Source organism: Rhizobium sp. RU36D, assembly GCF_900176345.1.
GTDB lineage: Bacteria > Pseudomonadota > Alphaproteobacteria > Rhizobiales > Rhizobiaceae > Allorhizobium.
This window is the reverse complement of record NZ_FWXU01000004.1, coordinates 300,162-321,631: the sequence shown is the minus strand read 5'-3', so window position 1 is coordinate 321,631 and position 21,470 is coordinate 300,162. Positions and strand designations below refer to the sequence as shown.

General features: G+C 61.1%; 21 protein-coding genes and 1 pseudogene. 9 read left to right on the top strand and 13 right to left on the bottom strand.

Annotated elements, in window-relative coordinates; translation table 11 throughout:
- Nucleotides 1-63 precede the first annotated feature (63 nt).
- The 7 genes from B9A97_RS07720 to B9A97_RS07690 form a co-directional block, all read right to left on the bottom strand.
- The gene (locus B9A97_RS07720) at nt 64-624 is read right to left on the bottom strand and encodes a hypothetical protein (RefSeq protein ID WP_084364442.1); all 561 of its coding nucleotides are present in this window, start codon (nt 622-624) and stop codon (nt 64-66) included.
- On the bottom strand, nt 625-1,104 hold the full coding sequence (locus tag B9A97_RS07715; protein ID WP_084364441.1) for a hypothetical protein: 480 nt from the start codon (nt 1,102-1,104) through the stop codon (nt 625-627).
- Nucleotides 1,105-1,277: 173 nt separating this feature from the next.
- Nucleotides 1,278-2,702, bottom strand: a complete 1,425-nt coding sequence (locus tag B9A97_RS07710; protein ID WP_084364440.1) for a gamma-aminobutyraldehyde dehydrogenase — start codon at nt 2,700-2,702, stop codon at nt 1,278-1,280.
- Nucleotides 2,703-2,768: 66 nt separating this feature from the next.
- Nucleotides 2,769-3,584, bottom strand: coding sequence for an ABC transporter permease (locus B9A97_RS07705; protein ID WP_084364439.1), 816 nt, complete (start codon nt 3,582-3,584; stop codon nt 2,769-2,771).
- The gene (locus B9A97_RS07700; RefSeq protein WP_084364438.1) at nt 3,574-4,524 is read right to left on the bottom strand and encodes an ABC transporter permease; all 951 of its coding nucleotides are present in this window, start codon (nt 4,522-4,524) and stop codon (nt 3,574-3,576) included. The genes B9A97_RS07705 and B9A97_RS07700 overlap by 11 nt, the downstream gene beginning before the upstream one ends.
- Complete coding sequence (locus B9A97_RS07695; protein WP_084364437.1) at nt 4,521-5,510, bottom strand: ABC transporter ATP-binding protein; 990 nt, start codon at nt 5,508-5,510, stop codon at nt 4,521-4,523. Before B9A97_RS07695 ends, B9A97_RS07700 begins: the two co-directional genes overlap by 4 nt.
- A 182-nt stretch (nt 5,511-5,692) precedes the next feature.
- Nucleotides 5,693-6,850, bottom strand: a complete 1,158-nt coding sequence (locus B9A97_RS07690; RefSeq protein WP_084364436.1) for an ABC transporter substrate-binding protein — start codon at nt 6,848-6,850, stop codon at nt 5,693-5,695.
- On the opposite strand from B9A97_RS07690, the gene B9A97_RS29745 reads away from it, so the two are divergent.
- A complete protein-coding gene (locus B9A97_RS29745) occupies nt 6,840-6,998 on the top strand; it encodes a hypothetical protein (RefSeq protein WP_179145241.1) in 159 nt (52 codons plus the stop codon). The two genes, B9A97_RS07690 and B9A97_RS29745, sit on opposite strands and share 11 nt — an antisense overlap.
- Here the strand turns inward: B9A97_RS29745 and B9A97_RS07685 are convergent, their stop codons facing one another.
- Nucleotides 6,999-7,907, bottom strand: coding sequence for a LysR family transcriptional regulator (locus B9A97_RS07685; RefSeq protein ID WP_084364435.1), 909 nt, complete (start codon nt 7,905-7,907; stop codon nt 6,999-7,001). It lies immediately after the preceding gene.
- A gap of 321 nt (nt 7,908-8,228) precedes the next feature.
- On the opposite strand from B9A97_RS07685, the gene B9A97_RS07680 reads away from it, so the two are divergent.
- The gene (locus B9A97_RS07680) at nt 8,229-9,953 is read left to right on the top strand and encodes an ABC transporter ATP-binding protein (protein ID WP_084364434.1); all 1,725 of its coding nucleotides are present in this window, start codon (nt 8,229-8,231) and stop codon (nt 9,951-9,953) included.
- Nucleotides 9,954-9,986: 33 nt separating this feature from the next.
- Here B9A97_RS07680 and B9A97_RS07675 read toward each other — a convergent pair whose 3' ends face one another.
- Entirely contained in the window at nt 9,987-11,120 is a 1,134-nt protein-coding gene (locus B9A97_RS07675; protein ID WP_210189683.1) for an NAD(P)/FAD-dependent oxidoreductase, read from the bottom strand.
- Between the two features lie 193 nt (nt 11,121-11,313).
- On the opposite strand from B9A97_RS07675, the gene B9A97_RS07670 reads away from it, so the two are divergent.
- A complete protein-coding gene (locus B9A97_RS07670) occupies nt 11,314-12,372 on the top strand; it encodes an NAD-dependent epimerase/dehydratase family protein (RefSeq protein WP_084364433.1) in 1,059 nt (352 codons plus the stop codon).
- A gap of 14 nt (nt 12,373-12,386) precedes the next feature.
- Here the strand turns inward: B9A97_RS07670 and B9A97_RS07665 are convergent, their stop codons facing one another.
- From B9A97_RS07665 to parE, 3 genes are all read right to left on the bottom strand, one after another.
- Nucleotides 12,387-13,589, bottom strand: a complete 1,203-nt coding sequence (locus B9A97_RS07665; RefSeq protein WP_143530363.1) for an AI-2E family transporter — start codon at nt 13,587-13,589, stop codon at nt 12,387-12,389.
- Nucleotides 13,590-13,694: 105 nt separating this feature from the next.
- Nucleotides 13,695-13,919: a hypothetical protein gene (locus tag B9A97_RS07660; protein ID WP_084364431.1), complete on the bottom strand. Its 225-nt coding sequence runs from the start codon at nt 13,917-13,919 to the stop codon at nt 13,695-13,697.
- A gap of 145 nt (nt 13,920-14,064) precedes the next feature.
- Nucleotides 14,065-16,116, bottom strand: coding sequence for a DNA topoisomerase IV subunit B (parE, locus tag B9A97_RS07655; protein ID WP_084364469.1), 2,052 nt, complete (start codon nt 16,114-16,116; stop codon nt 14,065-14,067).
- 207 nt (nt 16,117-16,323) lie between these two features.
- Between parE and B9A97_RS07650 the strand changes: the two genes are divergently transcribed.
- The 5 genes and pseudogenes from B9A97_RS07650 to B9A97_RS07630 all read left to right on the top strand — a co-directional run bounded on the left by B9A97_RS07650 (nt 16,324) and on the right by B9A97_RS07630 (nt 20,738).
- Complete coding sequence (locus B9A97_RS07650; protein ID WP_084364430.1) at nt 16,324-17,214, top strand: alpha/beta fold hydrolase; 891 nt, start codon at nt 16,324-16,326, stop codon at nt 17,212-17,214.
- A gap of 143 nt (nt 17,215-17,357) precedes the next feature.
- Nucleotides 17,358-18,128: a triose-phosphate isomerase gene (gene tpiA / locus B9A97_RS07645; RefSeq protein ID WP_084364429.1), complete on the top strand. Its 771-nt coding sequence runs from the start codon at nt 17,358-17,360 to the stop codon at nt 18,126-18,128.
- Nucleotides 18,129-18,248: 120 nt separating this feature from the next.
- Nucleotides 18,249-18,608, top strand: a pseudogene (secG, locus tag B9A97_RS07640) (preprotein translocase subunit SecG); the annotation flags it as partial.
- A gap of 147 nt (nt 18,609-18,755) precedes the next feature.
- Entirely contained in the window at nt 18,756-20,384 is a 1,629-nt protein-coding gene (locus tag B9A97_RS07635) for a CTP synthase (protein WP_084364428.1), read from the top strand.
- A 63-nt stretch (nt 20,385-20,447) separates the two neighbouring features.
- Entirely contained in the window at nt 20,448-20,738 is a 291-nt protein-coding gene (locus B9A97_RS07630; protein WP_084364427.1) for a hypothetical protein, read from the top strand.
- A 14-nt stretch (nt 20,739-20,752) separates the two neighbouring features.
- On the opposite strand, the gene B9A97_RS30345 is transcribed toward B9A97_RS07630, so the two are convergent.
- Nucleotides 20,753-20,884 carry a hypothetical protein gene (locus B9A97_RS30345; RefSeq protein ID WP_280164076.1) on the bottom strand — a complete coding sequence of 44 codons (132 nt, stop codon included), beginning with the start codon at nt 20,882-20,884 and terminating at the stop codon, nt 20,753-20,755.
- On the opposite strand from B9A97_RS30345, the gene B9A97_RS07625 reads away from it, so the two are divergent.
- Nucleotides 20,883-21,413, top strand: a complete 531-nt coding sequence (locus tag B9A97_RS07625; RefSeq protein ID WP_084364426.1) for a DUF992 domain-containing protein — start codon at nt 20,883-20,885, stop codon at nt 21,411-21,413. The genes B9A97_RS30345 and B9A97_RS07625 overlap by 2 nt on opposite strands.
- The last annotated feature ends 57 nt before the right edge of the window (nt 21,414-21,470 follow it).

Here is a 21,470-nt window from a genome sequence, read left to right as displayed (position 1 = left end):
CTTCGTCATGCCAAACCTCCGTTTGGCATAATGAGTCAGAATTCCTCTGATTTGGGAATCCCATCACGAGTCGGCGTCATTGCTCGTTGGTATAAGACTATCGATTGCTGTGTTCAGCGCCCGCCCGGCCTCTGGCACCGTTGGACGAATGCGCTGGGAGTAGTGATCCGAGATCTGGAGCGAAGCAATGAGCCTCAGCCATTGCTCTTCCGGATTTGTCATTAATTCGTATTTTGATAACCAGCGGTCGCCTATTCCTTGGAAACCATCAGTCCGGATTGTGTATTCATCGTCTACTCGCCAAGAGCGCAACAATACAGGTATCTCGAGGCTGAATGGCTGCACGCCGCGTGCCGGTATGTGCTCCGACAGAGGAGTCCACGTCAGCACAAATATACGGCGAATGTAGGGGCTACGTTCGAACAGTTTTGGTCCAAATTCGAAAGTATAGATTCCGCGTTTGTCAGGCGTAAGCGGGTCGCTTCCGTCTTGTGGACTGTCTTTAATCCGCACTGACAGTGAGAACAGCGACGAGGGCGGTTCGATCCGAACGCTGCCGGCAATTGCTTGATTAGCCATGATCATAAGCAATAGCACGATGATGCTCGTTCTGACGATCTGCATTCAATTACCCCTTCTGAATTTGAGCCCTAGCATACTGGCTGCGACCACGAGGCAAACGACACGCGATCCAGTCGCGAAAGCCTGCAAAATTGAAATGCCCTTCTCGGATCCCGTAGCTCCTTGGATAATCGTCAGCATCGCTTCGTAGCCTGATTGGCCTTCATTAAGTAATACCGACAACATCAGATAAATCAGCCACCCTATGGCAGAAATACATACGGAATAGAAAACTACCCGTGTTTCGGTCTTATTCGGAGCCAGAAGCACAAGCGCCCCCGCAGCCGCGAACGGCGTGGCTTCACCGATGAGCGAAGCATCCTCCGTAACGATTGGTCCACTCAGGACAATTGCAATGGCAATATCGTCCCCATGAAAAAAATTACCTAGAGAAAGAATATCGAGAATATAAAATATTATTGCTAGTCCAGGTAACCACAACGCAATCAGAATCGCCATAAACGCCAAATTACGACGAGACATAACGACCCTCCCCGAAACGGTTTTCTAGCTTATTAAAGCCGATACGATATCATCACTATTTGCGACGCAATTCCAAGTGGTTTTATGGCGATATTCGCGCCGTATTTTCCGATTTTTTTGTTTTTTCAGAGAACAAAGATCGGGGCGCCGGAAGTACCCCGATCTGTAACGTCTCAATGCGCGATCATCACATGGCGTACCGTCGTGTAATCTTCCAGCGCATACATCGACATGTCCTTGCCGTAGCCGGATTGCTTCATGCCGCCGTGGGGCATTTCGTTACAGAGCATGAAGTGGGTGTTGATCCAGGTGCAGCCGTAGCGCAGCTTGGCGGCCGCCTGCATGGCGCGGGAGATGTCCTTGGTCCAGACCGAGGAGGCAAGGCCGTAGTCGCTGTCATTGGCCCAGGCGACGGCCTGTTCGGCTTCGGTGAAGCGGGTGACGGAGACGACGGGGCCGAAGACTTCGCGGCGGACGATCTCGTCGTCCTGGGTGGCGCCGGCAATCACGGTCGGCGTGTAGAAGAAGCCCTTGTCGGAGCCAAGCTTGCCGCCGGTCACGACTTCCATGTGCTTGTGTTCGGCCGCCCGGGTCACGAAGCTTTCGACGCGGTCGCGCTGGCGCTTGGAGATCAGCGGGCCGATCTCGTTTTCGGCGTCGTCGGCCTGGTTGAACTTGATGGTCGAGACGGCGCTTGCGAGATCGGCGACGAAGCGGTCGTAGATCTTGTCTGATGCGTAGATGCGGCAGGCGGCGGTGCAGTCCTGGCCGGCATTGTAATAGCCGAAGGTGCGGATCGCCGAGACGGCGGCATCGATATCGGCGTCGTCATGGATGATGACCGGCGCCTTTCCGCCCAGTTCCAGATGGGTGCGCTTGACGGTCTTGGCGGCGGCGGTCAGCACCTTCTTACCGGTCGCGATATCGCCCGTGATCGAGACCATCGCGATTTTCGGGTGGTTGATCAGCGCATTGCCGACACTTTCGCCGCGGCCGAGCACGACATTGATCACGCCCTCCGGCAGGATGTCGGCCATGACCTTGGCGAGCTTCAGGGCGGTCAGCGGCGTCTGCTCGGAAGGCTTGAAGACCACGGTGTTGCCGCCGGCCAGCGCCGGTGCCAGCTTCCAGGCCATCATCATCAGCGGATAGTTCCAGGGCGCGATCGAGCCGATGACGCCGACGGCATCACGACGGATCATCGAGGTGAAGCCGGGGAGGTATTCGCCCGAGACCGGCGCCTGCAGCGTGCGGATCGCGCCGGCGAAGAAACGGTAGCAGTCGACGATAGCAGGGATTTCATCGTTCAGAACGGCATTGATCGGCTTGCCGCAATTGAGGCTTTCAAGCGCAGCAAAGGCGGCGGCATCCTTTTCGATCGCATCGGCAATGGCCAGCAGATAGCCGGCGCGCTGGCCGGGCGTGGTCTGCGACCAGGACACGAAGGCGCCTTCGGCAGCGTCGACGGCGGCCTCGACCTGGGCGAGCGACGCCTCGGGGAGATCGACGATGACATCGCCGGTCTTGGGGTTCAGGATCTTTTCGTCCGTCTCTGTGCCGGCCTCGAACTTGGCGCCGATCAGCATCTGGGTGTCCATGTCGTTCTCCCTTTTCTCAGACTTCATTTGCGGCAGCCGCCCTGACGAAGCGGCGCCGCCGGTGGTTCATTTGCCGCTGCCCGCGACGGTATCGGTATCGCGGGTCAGATAATAGGCCGCCAGGATCGGCAGGAAGGTGACGAGCACGACAACCATCGCCACCACATTGGTGACCGGGCGCTGGCGTGGGCGGATCAGTTCTTCCAGCATCCAGATCGGCAGGGTCGATTGCTGGCCGGCGGTGAAAGTGGTGACGATGACCTCGTCGAAGGAGAGCGCGAAGGCAAGCATGCCGCCAGCCAGAAGTGCTGTAGCAATGTTCGGCAGGATCACGTAACGGAAGGTTTGGAATCCATCAGCGCCGAGATCCATCGAGGCCTCGATCAGCGAACCCGAGGTGCGACGGAAGCGGGCGACCGCATTGTTGTAGACGACCACGACGCAGAAGGTGGCGTGGCCGAGAATGATCGTCCAGAACGAAAAGGAGATGTCGGCGATCGAAAAGGCCGAGCGCAACGCAATGCCGGTGATGATGCCGGGTAGCGCGATCGGCAGGATCACGAGCAGCGAGATCACCTCGCGGCCGAAGAATTTTGTTCGCGCGACGGCGGCGGCGGCCAGCGTGCCGAGGACGAGCGCGATCACGGTGGCGATGCTCGCGACCTTCACCGAGAGGGTGAGTGCTTCCCAGATGTCTGGGCGGTTCCAGGCCACGGCCAACCATTTGGCGGTGAAGCCCGGTGGTGGCCACTGGAAGCTCTTTTCCTCCGTGGTGAAGGCATAGACGAAGATCAGCAGGATCGGCAGGTGCAGGAAGGCAAGCCCGAGGCCGGCGGCGATCTTCAAGGACAGGCCTGCGGATTGGGAGCGGTCAGAGCGCATCGAAGGCCCCCATGCGTTTGGCGATGGTGAGATAGATGCCCATGATGACGATCGGCACGACCGAGAAGGCCGCAGCGAGCGGGATATTGCCGGCAGTACCCTGCTGGGCATAGACGGCCTGGCCGATGAAGAGCCTGGAGGTGCCGACGATCTGCGGGATGATATAATCGCCCATGGTCAGCGAAAAAGTGAAGATCGAGCCGGCGACAATGCCGGGAAGCGCCAGTGGAAAGAGCACATGGCGGAAGGTCTGGCGCGGATCGGCGCCGAGATCCCCCGAGGCTTCGATCAGGTTGCCGGGCACGCGCTCAAGCGCTGCCTGAATCGGCAGGATCATGAAGGGCAGCCAGACATAGACGAAGACGATGAAGGTGCCGAGATAGCTGATCGACAGGGAGTTGCCGCCGATGACCGGGATAGCAAGGATGCCATCAAGCAGCCAGGTGAGATGCAGCTTCTCGAAGATCCAGGTGAGGATGCCTTCCTTGGCCAGGATCAGCTTCCAGGCATAGACCTTGACCAGATAGCTCGACCAGAGCGGCAGCATGATGCCGAGATAGAAGACGGCCTTCCAGCGCCCCCGGGCGTAACGGGCGGCGTAATAGGCGATCGGGAAGGCGATGACGGCAGAGGCGAGCGTGACGGCGGCTGACATCAGCAGCGTGCGCAGGATGATGTCGAAATTGGATGGTTGCAGCAGCTGGCCGTAGGTCGCGAGCGTGAATTCGTAATTGATCAGGCCGGAGAATTCGTCGATCGAGAAAAAGCTTTGCAGCAGGAGCGCCACCAGCGAGCCGACATAGATGATGCCGAGCCAGAGCAGGGGCGGCACCAGCATCAGCATCAGCAGCAGGTTGGGACGCCGCCAGAACAGATCCGAGAGCCGCCCCAACAGGCCCTGACGGCCAGGGATGATGGCGGATGCCGAGATCGCCGTCATGCGGCCTCCTCCATGTAGTGCGGGTCTGAGGGAGACCAGGCGATCCGGATGCTTTCTCCGGCCTGCGGTGCCGGCTGGCCGGCGGGCAGCGAGAGGGTGAGCGCCGTCACCGCGGTTTCGACAAAGAGTTTGGTGGATGCGCCGAGGAAGCTCGCCGAGCGCACCGTCGCTTCGACGCCGCCTTCGGAGACGATGCGGATGGCTTCCGGACGCAGGCTCGTCCAGCGGGCCTCGCCGCCCAGCGCCTTCATCGCCTCGGGTGCAATCACATTCGAAGAGCCGACGAAATCCGCGACAAAGCGGGTGCGGGGGCGGTTGTAGATCTCATGCGGGGTGCCGGCCTGGACGATCTTGCCATCGTTGAAGACGGCGACGCGGTCGGCCATGGAGAGAGCCTCGCCCTGGTCATGGGTCACGAAGACGAAGGTGATCCCCAGCGAGCGCTGGAGCGTCTTCAACTCCTCCTGCATCTGTTCGCGTAGCTTCAAGTCGAGCGCGCCCAGCGGTTCGTCAAGCAGCAGCACCTTGGGCTTGTTGACGAGTGCGCGGGCCAGAGCGACGCGCTGCCGCTGGCCGCCGGAGAGCTGCCCAGGCTTGCGGGCGCCGTAACCGGGAAGCTTGACCAATTCGAGCACCTGCTCGGCCAGACGGTGGCGTTCTGCCTTGCCGACGCCCTTGACCATCAGGCCATAGGCGACGTTGTCGAGAATATTCAGGTGCGGGAAGAGGGCATAGTCCTGGAAGACCGTGTTGACGTTGCGGCGATAGGGCGGAACGCCCTCGGCGGTTTCGCCGAAGATCTCGATATGGCCTGCGGTCGGCTGTTCGAAGCCGGCGATCAGGCGCAGGCAGGTCGTCTTGCCGGAGCCGGACGGGCCGAGCATGGCGAAGAATTCGCCGGGCTCGACGGTCAGGTCGACGGCGTCGACGGCTTTCACGTTGCCGAAATGGCGCGAGACCTTCGAGAAGGAGACGGCTGCGGTCATCAAGGACTCCAGAATGTTCACGAGTGCCGGCAAGATGCCAGCCTGGGTCTACACCCTCCCCTTGATGGGGAGGGTCGGACCGAAGGTCCGGGGCGGGGTGACCTTCTTTGTTGCGTGTGAATACAGATCACCCCCACCCGCGCGTTCCGCGCGACCTCCCCCCTCAACGGGGAGGTGGGCTGTTACCGTCCGCCAATCACGCCGATATAGTCGGAGACCCAGCGGTGGTAGGGCACGCATTCGCCCTGGCTGGCGCATTTGGAGACGGGGGTCTTCCAGAACTTGATCTTCTCGAAGTTCTCGTAGCCGTTGGTCTTGCAGCCTTCGTCGGTCAGGAGCGCATTGCCCTTGCAGGCTGCGGGAACGGACGGCACCGTGCCGAACCAGGCGGAAACGTCGCCCTGGACCTTGGGCGAGAGCGAATGCTCCATCCACATATAGGCGCAGTTCGGATGCTCGCTTTCGGCATGCAACATGGTCGTGTCGGCCCAACCGGTGACGCCTTCCTTCGGGAAGACAGAGGCGACAGGCTGTTCGGCCTTCAAGAGGTTGACCTGGAAGGGCCAGGAGCCGGAGGCGACCACGCCTTCGTTCTTGAAGTCGTCGATCTGGATGAAGGCATCGTGCCAGTAGCGGCTGACCAGGGTTCGCTGGACGCGAAGCAGATCGAGGGCTGCCTTGTACTGGTCTTCGTTCAGCTCGTAGGGGTCCTTGATGCCGAGTTCAGGCTTGTGGAACATCAGGTAGTTGGCGGCATCTGCCACATGGATCGGGCCGTCATAGGCCTGGATCCGGCCCTTGTTGGACTTGCCGTCGGCAAGCGTCATCTCTTCGAAGACGACGTTCCAGCTATCGGGAGCTTTGTCGCCAAAGACCTTGGTATTGTACATCAGGACGTTCGGGCCCCAGACGTAAGGCGTGCCGTAGTGGACGCCGTCCTTGGTGTGCCAGGGGGCGTTCTGCAGGCGCTCGTCAATCGTGCTCCAGGAGGGGATGAGCGCCGTATTGATCGGCTGCACGCGCTTGCCGGCCACGAGACGGAGCGACGCGTCGCCTGAGGCGGTGACGAGGTCGAAGCCGCCTTCGTTCATCAGCGCGACCATTTCATCCGAGGTGGCGGCGGTCTTGACCGAGACCATGCAGCCGGTCTTCTTTTCGAACTCGGTGACCCAGTCGTAGTTCTTGTCGGTTTCGCCGCGCTCGATATAGCCGGCCCAAGCAACGATCGACAGCTGGCCTTCGCCCGGACCCAGCGCCTTCAGCGGCTCCTGTGCGACGGCGGTGAAGGCGAAGCTGAACATGGCTGTCGCCGCGGTGCAGGATTTCAGGATGGATTTCATCGCTCTTTATCTCCCGGTTGCGCCGCTTTTGCGCGGCATTTTGTTCCCGAAGATGAAGGTGGCTCGAATCCCGCGCTTTCGCAAATTCATTCGTCAGAACGCCGATATCGGTTTTTCCGATGGGAGCCGCAGTTTGCCAGTTGAGTAGCTACCTGATCCTTCCACTGCGGCTTGCCTCGGCGATGCCGACGAAATCCCGGGCTGATTGGGGCAGGCTTGAGCCCTTGCGCCAGACCATGCCGACCTGCACGACGGGAAGCGCGCCGGAGACGTCGCGACTTTCGATGCGGTCGCCTTCCAGCGACCAGGGGCGGTAGACGAGGTCAGGCAGCAGCGCCACGCCGGCGCCGGTCGCCACCAGGCTGCGGACGGCCTCCACCGAGCGGGTGCGGAAGGCCACATGCGGGCGGGCGCCGAGGGCGGAGAGAAGCTTTCCCGTGTTTTCCTCGATTTCGTCCACGGTCAGCATGATCAGCGGTTCGCGGGCAATGTCCTGCACCGAGATGATATCGGCCGAAACCAGCGGATGGCCCATGGGCAGCCACAGCCGGTATGGCGAGGTTTCAAGGATCTCGGCCTGCAGCGCCAGCCGGTCGCGAAGGTTGGAGATGACCATGACCGCGACGTCCAGTTCGCCACCGATCAGCAGATGTTCGAGATAGGAGCCGTTGTCTTCGATGGCAGAGACCTCGACGCCGGGGCAGGCGCGGCGATAGCGGGCGAGCAGGTCGGAGAGGACATAGCCCGCGACCAGCGATGTCACGCCGATATTCAGCGTTCCGCCGCTGTCGTTGCGGGTTTCCGAAAACGAGTTTCGCGCATCGGAAACTGTTGCCAGGATGCGCGTTGCATGGCGTAGAAACTGGTGGCCGTTATGGGTGATCGACAACCCGCGCGGATGGCGCTCGAACAGCACGACGCCCAAGTCTCCCTCGAGTTCCTTGATCGATTCGGTGATGGAGGATTGGGAGATCGACAGGTTTTGGGCGGCCCGCGTCACCGAGCCTTGCTCCGCCACGGCAACGAAATACTGGAGCTGTCGAAGTGTGAATGCCATGGTGCCCTTGAGGAGGATGTGAGTCTGCGGCAGGGATCAAGGCTGCGCTCGCAGGATGGAATGAAGCGGATCGGGGAGGATTTGTCACGCTTCTTCTGATTTCTATACCTTTTTGGCTTTAGCGGCAGGCGTTCCCAACTGTCTGCATCGCAAAAGCGGCAGTTCTCTTCGCCGGCCATCGTGGCCTATCGGCCACGCCGGGGTGAAACCTGCCTTGGCCATATTGGTGCACTCCAACAAATATGAGAAAAGGGCCAGCTTTTTATCGGCGCGGCATCACGGCAGTTGGTGTGAGCGGTTTTTTTTCGAAGTGGCCCGGATATGCTCAGGCGGTTTTTCAGCTTCTACCAGCCCTATATGGGTCTCTTCTACCTGGACTTCGGCTGCGCCGTATTGTCGGGATTGCTGGAACTCGGCTTTCCCATGGCGGTGAAGCTGTTTGTCGACCAACTCCTTCCCAGTGGCGACTGGCCGGTGATCCTCGCCGCATCGATTGGCCTGCTCGCGGTCTACTTCCTCAATACCGGGCTGATGGCGACCGTCACCTATTGGGGGCATATGCTGGGTATCAATATCGAGACGGACATGCGCCGCCTGGCGTTTGAGCATATCCAGAAGCTGTCATTCCGCTACTTCGACAACCAGAAGACCGGCCATCTGGTGGGGCGCCTGACCAAGGACCTGGAGGAGATCGGTGAGGTAGCCCATCACGGTCCCGAGGACCTGTTCATCGCCGTCATGACCTTCATCGGCGCCTTTGCCTTGATGTTATCGGTCAACTGGAAGCTGGCGCTTTTGACGGCAGCCGTCGTGCCGCTCGGCGCCTGGCTCACCAGCCGCTATGGCGGACGCATGACGCGCAATTCCCATGCGCTTTACGGGCGGGTCGGCGATTTCAACGTGCGGATCGAGGAAAATGTCGGCGGCATCCGCGTCGTTCAGGCCTTTGCCAACGAGGACCATGAGCGAGCGTTGTTCGAAAAGGACAACCATAACTATCGGAAGACCAAGCTTGCGGCCTACAAGATCATGGCCGCCAGCGTATCGCTCAGCTATATGAGCATGCGGCTGATCCAGATGATCGTGATGGTGGGCGGCGCCTATTTCGTGCTGTCGGGCGAATTGTCGAATGGTGGATTCGTCGGCTTCCTGCTGCTGGTCGGTGTATTCTTCCGCCCGGTCGAAAAGATCAATTCCGTCATCGAAACCTATCCCAAGGGCATTGCCGGCTTCCGCCGGTTCACGGAACTGATGGAGACGGCACCTGATATCCAGGATGCGCCCGATGCCGTGGAAGCACCACCGCTCAAGGGCGACATCGTGTTCCGCAAGGTGGCTTTTGGCTACATGCCTGATCGTCCGGTGCTGCGCGCGATCGACCTGACGATCCGGGCCGGCGAGACGGTTGCCTTTGTCGGGCCATCGGGGGCGGGCAAGACGACGCTTTGCTCGCTCCTGCCGCGCTTCTACGATGTCACCGAGGGTGCCATCACGGTGGATGGCATCGATATCAGGGCAATGAAACTTGCCTCGCTGCGCCGGCAGATCGGCATCGTGCAGCAGGATGTCTTCCTGTTCGGTGGGACGATCCGGGAAAACATCGGCTATGGAAAGCTTGGGGCATCCGATGCCGAGATCATGGAGGCGGCACGCAGGGCGAGGCTGGACGGCGTGATTGCCGCCATGCCCGATGGGCTCGATACCGTGATCGGCGAGCGCGGTGTGAAACTCTCAGGCGGGCAAAAGCAGCGGCTGTCGATCGCCCGCATGTTCCTGAAGAACCCGCCGATCCTCATCCTCGACGAGGCGACCTCGGCGCTCGATACGGAGACGGAGCGGGCGATCCAGCAGTCGCTCAACGAACTGGCGGTGGGACGAACGACCCTGGTGATTGCCCATCGGCTGGCCACCATCCGCGACGCCGCCCGTATCGTCGTGGTCGATCAGACCGGGATTGTCGAGGTCGGGCCGCATCGGGACCTGATCGAGGCCAAGGGCGCCTATAGCCGTCTTTACGAGGCCCAGTTCGGGGCGCAAGCGATCTGATCGGCTCTTCAATTTGAGAATGTGAAGCTATGCTTACCCAAGGGGATCTATCTCCGGTAAGGCGAGCTTGCGTGCGGCGATGTCCGCCAGGGCCATCGATGCTGTCAAGCCGGGGCTTTCGATGCCGAACATGTTGACCAGACCATGAAGTCCGTGGTCGGCGGGGCCGTCAATTCGAAAATCCGGCATTGGGCTGTCAGGACCATGCAGCTTGGGACGGATGCCGGCGTAGTCGGGTTGAAGCGCGCCGTCGGGCAGGCCGGGCCAATAGGCCCGGATGGCCTCGTAGAAACGTTCGATTCGGGTGGTGGAGACTTGCAGGTCGTCCTCGCGGTCGACCCATTCCACGTCAGGCCCGAACCGGCACCGACCCTGAAGGTCCAGCGTGGCATGCACCCCAAGGCCTGCAGCTTCCGGCAGGGGATAGACCAGGCGTGAAAACGGCTGGCGGCCGGCAAGCGAAAAATAATTGCCCTTGGCATACCATTGCTGCGGTCGTGATGTCGCGGGTAGTGCCGGCATGTCCGCCGCAAGCTTCGGTGCCCCGTGACCGGCGCAGTTGACGAGAAGACGCGTTTCAACTTCTGCCGGTGTATCCCCGTCGGTGGTCAGCACAAAGCCTCTTGCTGTTGGAGTGACGGAAATCACTGGGGTGTTGAAGGCGATCAGGCCGCCATGGGCTTCGAGATCGCCCTGATAGGCCAGCATGAGGCCGTGGCTGTCGATAATGCCGGTGCTGGGCGACAGGAAGCCTTTGATGCAGAGCACGTCCGGCTCGAGGTCACGAGCTTCGTCTGCCGAAATCCAGGCCAGATCATGGATGCCATTATCGGTCGCGGCATCCCAGAGCGCCTGGAGCTTCGGCAATTGCTCCTTTCGCGAGGCAACCATCAATTTGCCGCAGCGGCGATGTGGCACCCCGCGCTCGGCGCAATAGGCATAGAGGAGTTCCTGGCCGCGCTTGCAGGCCACCGCCTTGATCGAATTCTTCGGGTAATAAAGCCCGGCGTGAATGACCTCGGAGTTTCGTGACGAGGTTTCCATGCCGATGGCGTCATGCCGCTCGATCACCAGCGTCTCTAGCCCGGCCATGGCGAGGCGCCGCGCCATGGCAAGTCCGACGACACCGGCACCGATTACCACCGCCTCGACTGAATACCGGTCCAATACACTCTCCCTGATGCCCAAGCGGCGGTTACCCGCCGCAAGCCTGCCGAAAGCTTCCTTTGCCAGAACTGCAGCATCCGCAACGATGCGTAAGCTATGGGCAACGTGTTGGCTGCATGCACTCGGGGTCATCGCTCCGATGACTTGAAATAGACGATATACCGGCTGTCCGACAATGGGAGAGAGGAAGAACATGCGTATCCTGATCACCGGCAATATGGGCTATGTCGGTCCGGTATTGACCCGCTTCCTGCGCCAGAACCGGCCGGGCGCCGAAATCATTGGCTATGACGCCGGTTTCTTCGGCCATTCTCTCGTCGGTTCCGACATGCTTCCGGAAGCCAATGTGGATCGACAGTATTTCGGTGATACGCGCGATCTGCCCGAAGCGATTCTTGAAGGCGTGGATGCGGTGGTGCATCTCGCTGCCGTTTCCAACGATCCAATGGGCAACCGCTTCGAAAAGGTGACCGAGGAGATCAACCAGGCGGCCAGCATTCGACTCGCGGAACTCGCAGCCAAGGCCGGCGTGAAGAATTTCGTCTTCGCATCCAGCTGCAGCATGTATGGCTACGCCGAAAGCGGCGCCCGCAAGGAGACAGATCCGACCAATCCGCTGACCGCTTACGCGCGCTCGAAGATCGGCACCGAGCAGCAGCTGAAGCAGATGGACCTCTCGGGCATGGCGGTGACCTGCCTGCGCTTTGCCACGGCCTGCGGCATGTCCGACCGGCTGCGGCTAGATCTTGTTCTCAATGACTTTGTCGCCTGCGCGCTGACAACCGGCGAGATCACGGTGCTCTCGGATGGCACGCCCTGGCGGCCGCTGATCGACGTGGAAGACATGGCCCGCGCGATCTTCTGGGCGATCAGCCGCGATCATGAGAATGGCGGCGCCTTCCTGTCCGTCAATGCCGGCAAGAACGAATGCAATTACCAGGTCAAGGAACTGGCGGAATCGGTGGCACGGCTCGTGCCGGGAACGCGGGTTTCGATCAACACCGATGCGCCCCCGGATCGCCGGTCCTATCAGGTCGATTTCTCGCTGTTCCAGGAACTGGCGCCCGACTTCGTCCCGCAGGTAACGCTCGACGAATCGATCGCACGGCTGCGCGAGGGGCTGGAACGCGCCGGTTTCCGCGATGGCGATTTCCGCAATTCACGGCTCATGCGCCTGAAGGCTCTGGAAAGCCATATTGCGTCAGGGCGGCTCGCCGAAGACCTGCGCTGGGCAAACCGCAAGGCGGCCTAACATGCCGCAAGGCGTCAGACTTTTGACGTCTTGCGTATCATGGCCATATCGGAGCCATCAGGATTGGGCTCTGCCGCACCCTCCGGAGCGGGTGTCTCCGACAGCTCGACCTCGCGCATCCATTCGCGCCAGATCGCGACGAGCAGGGCCATCAGCACCGGACCGATGAACAGTCCGAGGAACCCCATGGTCTTGACGCCGCCGATCAAGCCAAAAAACGTCGGCAGGAAGGGCAGTTTGATCGGTCCACCGACAAGTTTCGGGCGGACCGTTTTGTCGACGATGAAGAGCTCGATGCTACCCCACAGAAACAAGGCGATGCCTTCGACCAGGGAGCCACTGGCGACGAGGTAGATCGACACGAGGGTAAAGCTTAACGGGGCTCCGCCCGGCACCAGGGCCATGACACCGGTCAGGACGCCAAGCGTCACGGGCGAGGGGACCCCGGCCAGCCAATAGGCGACACCGAGCACCACACCCTCACCGATCGCGATGAGCGTCATTCCCGTGACTGTGGAGCTGATGGTCGCAGGCACAATGCGGGAGATCCTCTCCCAGCGGTTCGGCAGGATGCGTTCACCCAACAGATCGAGCTGGCGGGTGAAAGACGCGCCGTCGCGATAAACGAAGAACAGCGCGATCAGCATGAACAGCAGCGTCAGGAACAGATGGAACACGCCATCGCCAGCGGCGATCAGGGCGCGGTAGATGTTGCCGATATTGGCGCCGCTGACGATCTGGATGAGTTCGCCGATTGCGCCGGGCCGGCCGACATGCACGGCCCATTTGTCTCCGAGCCAGTCGCCAACGCCCGGCAGCGCGACGATCCAGGCCGGCGGGGGCGCACCAAATCGGTTGACCTGCAGCGTCCAACCGATCCACTGGCGCAATTCGTCAACGGCATAGGTTGCCGCCATTCCGATCGGAACGATAAGAAAGGCGAGGATGGCCAAAAGCGCCAATGTGGCACCGATCGTGGTGTTTCCACCGACCTGCGGCAGCAGGCGACGGTAGAGCGGCCAACTGGCGAAGGCGATGACAAGCGCCGCCAGAACCGGCACGACGAAGCCGTGAAAGAAATAGATACCGGCGATAACGATCAGGACCAGCAGCCATCGCGCCGCCGAAATCGGTGTGATCAATGCCGTGTGGCTGGGGGTGGTTGGCCCAAGCCACCGGGGTCCGGGCTGCCGCGTCTTGCTCTCTGCCTTGCTCAAGTCCTTGAAGTCCCTGTTCGCTGCCCCAGCATATGGGCCATTATCGCCCGCCATGCAAGGATTTGGCGCAGGCGGGCCACCGGGCTTTGATTTAGCAGCTCAATGCTAACGGCATACGAATGGCAGGAAGGTGCTTGCGGTTCCGAAATTCATCGCCGCGATCGTCAGCGCATTGGCGAGTTCGAAATCCGCTGGCGACTTGGGGCAGACATCGGCACCATCAGAGCAGCCGGCGGCGATGAAGCTCTCATTGCCCTTGATGAAGCTATCCGTGACGCCCTTGGGGGCGACCGACGGCAGCAATTGCCGGAAGGCGCGTTCATAGCGCACGCATTTCTCCCGCGTCCAGGCATCGGGCACGGTGTCCTGGGCAAGGCTGGGAACGGCGGGCGCTGAGAGGACGACCGCCAGTAGGCAGGATCGCAGGATTTGGCCGTTATACTCTCGCGATATACATCTGAGGAAGTTCATCAGCTCAGATATCGAGATTTTCGGCAAAGGCCGCCCGGTCCTGGATGAAGCGGAAGCGGGCTTCCGGCTTCGTGCCCATAAGCGCATCGACCGCACCACGGGTGCCCTCAAAATCGACGTCATCGATCTCGACGCGCAGCAAAGTGCGGTGTGTTGGGTCCATGGTTGTTTCCTTCAATTGCGCCGGCATCATCTCGCCGAGGCCTTTGAAGCGGCCGATCTCGACCTTCTTGCCCTTGAACATGGTTTCCATCAGCTCGGCGCGGTGGGCGTCATCCCGGGCGTAGACGCTCTTGGCACCCTGGCGGATGACGTAGAGCGGCGGCACCGCCAGATAGAGATGGTTGCCGCGGATCAGTTCGGGCATTTCCTGGTAGAAGAAGGTAATCAGCAGCGAGGCGATATGGGCGCCGTCGACATCGGCATCGGTCATGATGATGATGCGCTCGTAGCGGAGGTCTTCCTCGCGATATTTGGTGCGCGTCCCGCAGCCCAGCGCCTGGATCAGGTCGGCGATCTGCTGGTTGGCCATCAGCTTGTCACGGCTGGCGCTGCCGACATTGAGGATCTTACCGCGCAGCGGCAGGATCGCCTGGTTCGCGCGGTTTCTCGCCTGCTTGGCCGAGCCACCGGCCGAGTCACCTTCGACGATGAAGAGTTCGGCACCCTCGGCCGTGTTCTGCGAGCAGTCCGCCAGCTTGCCGGGCAGGCGCAGCTTGCGCACAGCGCTCTTGCGGTTGACTTCCTTTTCCTTGCGCCGCCGCAGACGCTCCTCGGAGCGCTCGATCACCCAGTCGAGCAGCTTGGCCGCCTCGTTGGGATTGTCTGCGAGATAGTGGTCGAACGGGTCGCGGAGCGCGTTTTCGACAATGCGCTGCGCCTCGACGGTCGCGAGCTTGTCCTTGGTCTGGCCGACGAATTCCGGCTCGCGGATGAAGACCGAGAGCATGCCGATGGCCGAGATCATCACGTCATCAGTGGTGATTTCCTTGGCGCGCTTGTTCTGCGTCAGTTCCGCATAGTTCTTGAGGCCCTTGGTGAGCGCGATGCGCAGGCCGGCCTCATGGGTGCCGCCCTCCGGGGTCGGGATGGTGTTGCAGTAGGAATGCAGTTCGGGATCGCCGCCATACCAGGTGATGGCCCATTCCAGTGCGCCATGCCCTGCTGTCTTTTCCGTCTTGCCAGCGAAAATCTCGCGGGTGACGGTGAATTCTTTGCCGAGCGTCGCGGCGAGATAGTCCTTCAGCCCGCCGGGGAAATGGAAGACTGCCTTTGCCGGGACATCGCCGCCCTCAGGCACCAGGCCAGGCGCACAGCTCCAGCGGATTTCGACGCCGCCGAAGAGATAGGCCTTGGAACGGGCCATACGGAATATGCGGCCCGGATCGAAGCGGGCATGTTCGCCGAAGATCTGCGGGTCCGGATGGAAACGCGTGCGGGTGCCGCGGCGATTGTGGACGTCACCGAGTTCCTGCAGCCCGGTTTGCGGCACACCGCGCGAAAAAGTCTGACGATAGAGCTTGCGGTTGCGCGCCACTTCGACCTCGAGGAAATCCGACAGGGCGTTGACGACCGACACGCCGACGCCGTGCAGGCCGCCCGAGGTTTCATAGGCCTTGCCGTCAAACTTGCCGCCGGCATGCAGCTTGGTCATGATGACTTCGAGCGTGGACTTGCCCGGCACCTGCGGATGCAGGTCTACGGGAATGCCGCGGCCGTTATCCGTCACGGTCAGGTAGCCCTCGGCATCGAGATAGACATCGATAAAGTCGGCGTGACCGGCGACGGCTTCGTCCATCGAGTTGTCGATGACTTCGGCAAAGAGGTGGTGCAGCGCCTTCTCGTCGGTACCGCCGATATACATGCCCGGCCGCATCCGCACGGGTTCCAGGCCTTCCAGAACGCGGATCGAGGAGGCGTCGTAATTGTCGCTATTGGAGGCGGCCGGCGCCGGGCGCGGCTTTTCGGCTGTAGCCTTCGGGGCGGCGGAGGGCGCGCGCTCCGGCGCCGGGGCGGCGGCCGGTGCCAGCGAAAAGAGATCGTTGTTATCGTCCATGGAGTCGGTCATTAGATATCCGTTGGGAAGCGGCTCACGCCAGCCCCATGCCGCCGCGTATGATGTCCGTCTTGCGAATCGGCTCGATACTGCCAGAAAGACGCGGCAAGTGCGACTTGGTGCTGCTGGTCTGCCCGCATATGCGCCGCAAATTGCGTCTATGCAGCCGGCAGCGCAAGGGACAAGCAAGAAGGAGTGTGCGCTGCAATGCCGATGTCCACAATTCATTTCCTCAAAATCGCGCCGCTTTTGCTTGCAGGCCTTGTGACGCCGGCTCTTGCATCCGCTTCGGACGGTCCGCTTGCGCCATTCAAGGACGAGCTGTTTTCAGCGCAGACAGTGCTGGAGAGCCGCGATGGCGGCGATTTCAAGATCATCGACTATGACGAGATGCGCGATATCAACGGCCGCGACCGCGAGCCGGAACGGCGCGTCAAATCCGATTATGTCGACACATCGGTGCGCAGCCAGCAGGTAAATGAGACGCTCGGCTTCGGCCCGCTCAAGCTGCCGGTCACACGCGTGGGTCCCGCTAACAATGGCAGGTTTACCGTGATCTTCATCCATGGCCGGGGAGGGGATCGCCGTCTCGGTGCCAACGACTTTTCCTTTGGCGGCAACTTCAACCGCCTGAAGAACCTCGCTGTCCGAAATGGCGGCACCTATTATGTCCCGAGCGTTCCGAGCTTCGATTCTAGTGGAGTCGCGGCCATCGCCGCGCTTGTGGACCATGCCGCCAAACGGGCTCCGGGAAGGCCCGTCATCCTCGCCTGCGCCTCGATGGGCAGCTTCATCTGCTCCGGCATCAGCCGTGACAAGCAGGCGGTGTCCCAGTTGGCGGGCATGGCGATCCTGGGTGGGGCGCCGGATCCGGACTATGCCGGCACCCCGGCCTATGCCCGCAAACTTCCGTTGTTCATGACCCATGGCAGTGCCGACAAGGTCTACAAATCTGGGGACCAAGAGGCGCTCTACAGCCGCTGGCGCAAGGCCGGCTATCCAGTGCGGCTCACGGTTTTCCAGACGGGCGGGCATGGAACGCCGGTCAGGATGTCGGACTGGCGCGAGATGCTGAACTGGCTGTTGACGCGAACGTGAACGTCATATCAGGCATTTTACGGCATTGGCCGCTCCGATTTTCACCATATCGGCGGATTTGCGGCCCATTGACGGGCAGCAAGCTTCCCTTTGGCACATGCTTTTGCTAGTTCGGGCTAGACGCCAACGAAATGGGTAACCTTATGACGCCGGATGTTCAGCCGCTTGTAGCCGGAAACTGGAAGATGAACGGCACGCGCGCCTCACTCGACCAGATCAAGGCAATCGCCGAGGGTGTTAAGTCACCGCTGTCGGAAAAGGTCGAGGCGCTGATCTGCCCGCCGGCAACGCTGCTTTATGTCGCGACGGCCCTTTGCGACGACAGCCCGCTGCTGATCGGTGCCCAGGATTGCCATCAGAAAGCCTCGGGCGCTCACACCGGCGACATTTCCGCCGAGATGATCGCGGACTGCTTCGGCACGCATGTGATCGTTGGCCATTCCGAACGCCGCACCGATCATGCCGAAACCGACCATCTGGTGCGGGCCAAGGCGGAAGCCGCCTATGCCGCGGACCTGACGGCGATCATCTGCATCGGCGAGACGGCGGACGAGCGCAAGGGCGGGCAGACGCTCGATATCCTCAAGCGGCAGCTTGCCGGCTCCGTGCCGGACGCCGCGACCGCGGCCAATACCGTTATTGCCTATGAGCCCGTCTGGGCCATCGGCACGGGTCTCACCCCCACTTCCGCCGACGTGGCGGAGGCCCATGCCTTCATGCGCGAGGAACTGGTGAAGCGGTTCGGTAACGAGGGTGCTGGCATGCGCATCCTCTATGGTGGCTCGGTAAAGCCTTCGAATGCGGCCGAGCTGATGGCGATCGCCAATGTCGATGGCGCGCTGATCGGCGGTGCCAGCTTGAAAGCCAGCGACTTCCTGGCCATATACGGCGTCTACAACGAGCTGCTTGCCTGAAAACGGGCATCACGCTTTTCGGGGGGCTTTCATTGGAAGGCATCCTCGTGTAGACAGCCGCCGAAACGCATTTTTTTACCCGGCTGCGGTCGGGCAGGATGATCATCCATGCAAGAGCACATTCAGACGATCCTGATCGTCATTCACCTCATGATCGTTATTGCGCTGGTCGGCGTCGTGCTGATCCAGCGGTCGGAAGGCGGCGGACTGGGCATCGGCGGCGGCTCCGGTTTCATGTCGGCGCGCGGCAGTGCCAACGCGTTGACGCGGACCACGGCGATCCTGGCGACGCTGTTTTTCATCACCTCGCTGTCGCTCAGCCTTGTGGCGCAGCATGGCGATACGCCGAACGATATTCTGGACCGGATCCAGACGACGCCCGGCGTCGGCACCAATGTTCTCGATCAGCTTCCGGGCGCCGCACCGGCCCCGGCTCAGCCTGCGACGCCGCCGGCCGATCCGAACGCTGTCCCGAATAACTGATCGGATCGCATTTCTCTTCGCTCCGGCGGGCTCCAGGGTCCGCCGGTTTTCTTTTGTGCCTATTCCGCCCGCTCAATAAAAATCGTTGGACGGTCCAATTTTGGGCTGGCGGAATCAAATTCAAAACGGTAGTCGGTGAAGCCCATGGCGCGATATGTATTCATCACTGGCGGCGTGGTTTCTTCACTTGGTAAGGGAATTGCGGCCGCGGCACTCGGAGCTTTGTTGCAGGCACGCGGTTATCGCGTTCGGCTGCGCAAGCTGGACCCCTATCTCAATGTCGATCCGGGCACCATGAGCCCGACGCAGCACGGCGAGGTCTTTGTGACCGACGACGGCGCGGAAACGGACCTCGACCTTGGTCACTACGAACGCTTTACCGGGCGCTCGGCTACCAAGACCGACAACATCACGACAGGCCGGATCTACAAGAACATCATCGACAAGGAACGCCGCGGCGATTATCTCGGCGCGACCGTGCAGGTCATTCCGCACGTCACCAATGAGATCAAGGATTTCATCGTCGAGGGCAATGACGACTATGATTTCGTGATCTGCGAGATCGGCGGCACGGTCGGCGATATCGAGGCCATGCCTTTCGTGGAAGCGATCCGCCAGCTTGGCAACGAATTGCCGCGCAATACGGCCGTCTATCTGCATTTGACGCTGATGCCCTATATCCCGGCGGCCGGCGAGCTGAAGACCAAGCCGACCCAGCATTCGGTCAAGGAATTGCAGGCGCTGGGCATCCATCCCGACATCCTGCTGGTGCGGGCGGACCGCGAAATTCCAGAAGCCGAACGTCGCAAGCTGTCGCTGTTCTGTAACGTGCGCCCCTCCGCCGTGATCCAGGCCCTTGACGTTGCGAATATCTATGACGTGCCGATTGCCTATCATAAGGAAGGCCTCGACAACGAGGTTCTGGCTGCCTTTGGCATCGAGCCGGCACCGAAGCCGCGGCTTGAGCACTGGGAAGAGGTCTGCAACCGCATCCGCACGCCGGAAGGCGAAGTGACGATCGCGATCGTGGGCAAATATACCGGGCTCAAGGATGCCTATAAGTCGCTGATCGAGGCGCTCTATCACGGTGGCATTGCCAACCGGGTCAAGGTCAAGCTCGAGTGGATCGAGTCGGAAATCTTCGAAAAGGAAGATCCCACGCCTTATCTGGAAAAGGTCAATGCGATCCTGGTTCCCGGCGGTTTCGGTGAGCGTGGGTCGGAAGGCAAGATCCTGGCGGCGCAGTTCGCCCGTGAGCACAAGGTGCCGTATTTCGGCATCTGCTTTGGCATGCAGATGGCTGTCGTTGAAGCCGCGCGTCACCTGGCCGGTGTCGAAAAGGCGTCTTCCACCGAGTTCGGCGCAACGTCCGAGCCGGTTGTCGGCCTGATGACCGAGTGGATGAAGGGCAACCAGCTCGAAAAGCGCGCAGCTTCCGGCGATCTCGGCGGCACGATGCGGCTCGGTGCCTACAAGGCAGCGCTCAAGAAGGGCACGAAGATTTCCGAGATCTATGGATCGACTGAGATCTCCGAGCGCCACCGCCACCGCTATGAGGTCAATGTCGACTACAAGGAGAAGCTGGAGGCTTGCGGCCTGACTTTCTCCGGCATGTCCCCCGATGGACTGCTGCCCGAGACGATCGAATATGCCGACCACCCCTGGTTCATCGGCGTTCAGTATCATCCGGAACTGAAGAGCAGGCCGCTCGACCCGCATCCGCTGTTTGCAAGCTTCGTGGAAGCGGCGCTGGAACAGAGCCGCCTGGTTTGATATATTTTGACCGCGGGATCTTTTTGAGGTCTGGCGGTCGATTGTTGTCTGGAGGAGGCTGAGATGCGCAAGGCAGTTGTTTCGCTGTTGGTCGGCGTTGCGCTGGCGCCTTCGCTCGCTAGTGGCAGCCAAGCCATCGATTGGGGCAAGGCGGGACAGTTTACCGCGCCCGCCGTGCCGGAGCTTCCCCAGGAGAAGAAGCGGGTGGATACCAGCGGCTTCGATTGTCGCACCCGCACCAAGTTTTCCGTTGAGGATGGCGGGTTGGATCGTGACGGGCGTCCGCTCGGCCCGACCACCGTGCAGACCTGCACCCGCGAGGGCCTGTCCATTGAGATCGGCCCGACCGATTGAGCGCAGCCAGCGTCTCACAATCTCTTCCTCACCGCGACATAATGTGAGCTGCTTTCAAGGATCATTCCGCCATCTTCCTCGTTGATGAAGCGATTGCGCAGGCCAAGACCACAAAAGCGCAACGACTGAAACAAGGAGATGACCATGAACAAGATCCTCGCCGCATCGATTGCAGCCCTGACCATGATGACCAGTGCCGGTGGCGCGCTTGCGGCTGACGTCACGCCGCGTGGTTCCGCGCCGGTGCCCCATAGCGACGATCGGATCGGCGGCGTCAGGATCGGCTATCTCACCTGCGATATTGGCGGTGGCGTCGGCTATGTCCTGGGCTCCGCCAAGACCGCCGATTGCGTGTTTTCGTCATCCATGGAAGGCGAAGCGCTGGACCGCTATACCGGCGTCGTGCGCAAGATGGGCGTGGATGTCGGCTTCACCACGCGGGGCAAGCTGGTCTGGGCGGTGTTCGCGCCGACCGCTGGCTATCACGAGGGATCGCTCGGCGGGCTCTATCAGGGCGCCACGGTGGAGGCGAGCGTTGGTGCCGGGGTCGGAGCCAATGTTCTGGTCGGTGGAACCAGCGGCTCCATCCATCTGCAGACTGTGAGCGTCCAGGGCCAGATCGGCCTCAACCTCGCCGCGACGGGCACATCTGTAACGCTGCAGCCGGCCAGCTAAGCGAATTGACTATGGCGGTCGAGAAGCTGCAATCGCATCTCGACCGCCTTTATTATT

Coding starts and splice junctions, on each gene's coding strand:
- B9A97_RS07720 (WP_084364442.1), bottom strand. CDS start 624: ATGCAGATCGTCAGAACGAGCATCATCGTGCTATTGCTTATGATCATG.
- B9A97_RS07715 (WP_084364441.1), bottom strand. CDS start 1,104: ATGTCTCGTCGTAATTTGGCGTTTATGGCGATTCTGATTGCGTTGTGG.
- B9A97_RS07710 (WP_084364440.1), bottom strand. CDS start 2,702: ATGGACACCCAGATGCTGATCGGCGCCAAGTTCGAGGCCGGCACAGAG.
- B9A97_RS07705 (WP_084364439.1), bottom strand. CDS start 3,584: ATGCGCTCTGACCGCTCCCAATCCGCAGGCCTGTCCTTGAAGATCGCC.
- B9A97_RS07700 (WP_084364438.1), bottom strand. CDS start 4,524: ATGACGGCGATCTCGGCATCCGCCATCATCCCTGGCCGTCAGGGCCTG.
- B9A97_RS07695 (WP_084364437.1), bottom strand. CDS start 5,510: ATGACCGCAGCCGTCTCCTTCTCGAAGGTCTCGCGCCATTTCGGCAAC.
- B9A97_RS29745 (WP_179145241.1), top strand. CDS start 6,840: ATGGATTTCATCGCTCTTTATCTCCCGGTTGCGCCGCTTTTGCGCGGC.
- B9A97_RS07690 (WP_084364436.1), bottom strand. CDS start 6,850: ATGAAATCCATCCTGAAATCCTGCACCGCGGCGACAGCCATGTTCAGC.
- B9A97_RS07685 (WP_084364435.1), bottom strand. CDS start 7,907: ATGGCATTCACACTTCGACAGCTCCAGTATTTCGTTGCCGTGGCGGAG.
- B9A97_RS07680 (WP_084364434.1), top strand. CDS start 8,229: ATGCTCAGGCGGTTTTTCAGCTTCTACCAGCCCTATATGGGTCTCTTC.
- B9A97_RS07670 (WP_084364433.1), top strand. CDS start 11,314: ATGCGTATCCTGATCACCGGCAATATGGGCTATGTCGGTCCGGTATTG.
- parE (WP_084364469.1), bottom strand. CDS start 16,116: ATGGACGATAACAACGATCTCTTTTCGCTGGCACCGGCCGCCGCCCCG.
- B9A97_RS07650 (WP_084364430.1), top strand. CDS start 16,324: ATGCCGATGTCCACAATTCATTTCCTCAAAATCGCGCCGCTTTTGCTT.
- tpiA (WP_084364429.1), top strand. CDS start 17,358: ATGACGCCGGATGTTCAGCCGCTTGTAGCCGGAAACTGGAAGATGAAC.
- B9A97_RS07635 (WP_084364428.1), top strand. CDS start 18,756: ATGGCGCGATATGTATTCATCACTGGCGGCGTGGTTTCTTCACTTGGT.
- B9A97_RS07630 (WP_084364427.1), top strand. CDS start 20,448: ATGCGCAAGGCAGTTGTTTCGCTGTTGGTCGGCGTTGCGCTGGCGCCT.
- B9A97_RS07625 (WP_084364426.1), top strand. CDS start 20,883: ATGAACAAGATCCTCGCCGCATCGATTGCAGCCCTGACCATGATGACC.
- B9A97_RS30345 (WP_280164076.1), bottom strand. CDS start 20,884: ATGGTCATCTCCTTGTTTCAGTCGTTGCGCTTTTGTGGTCTTGGCCTG.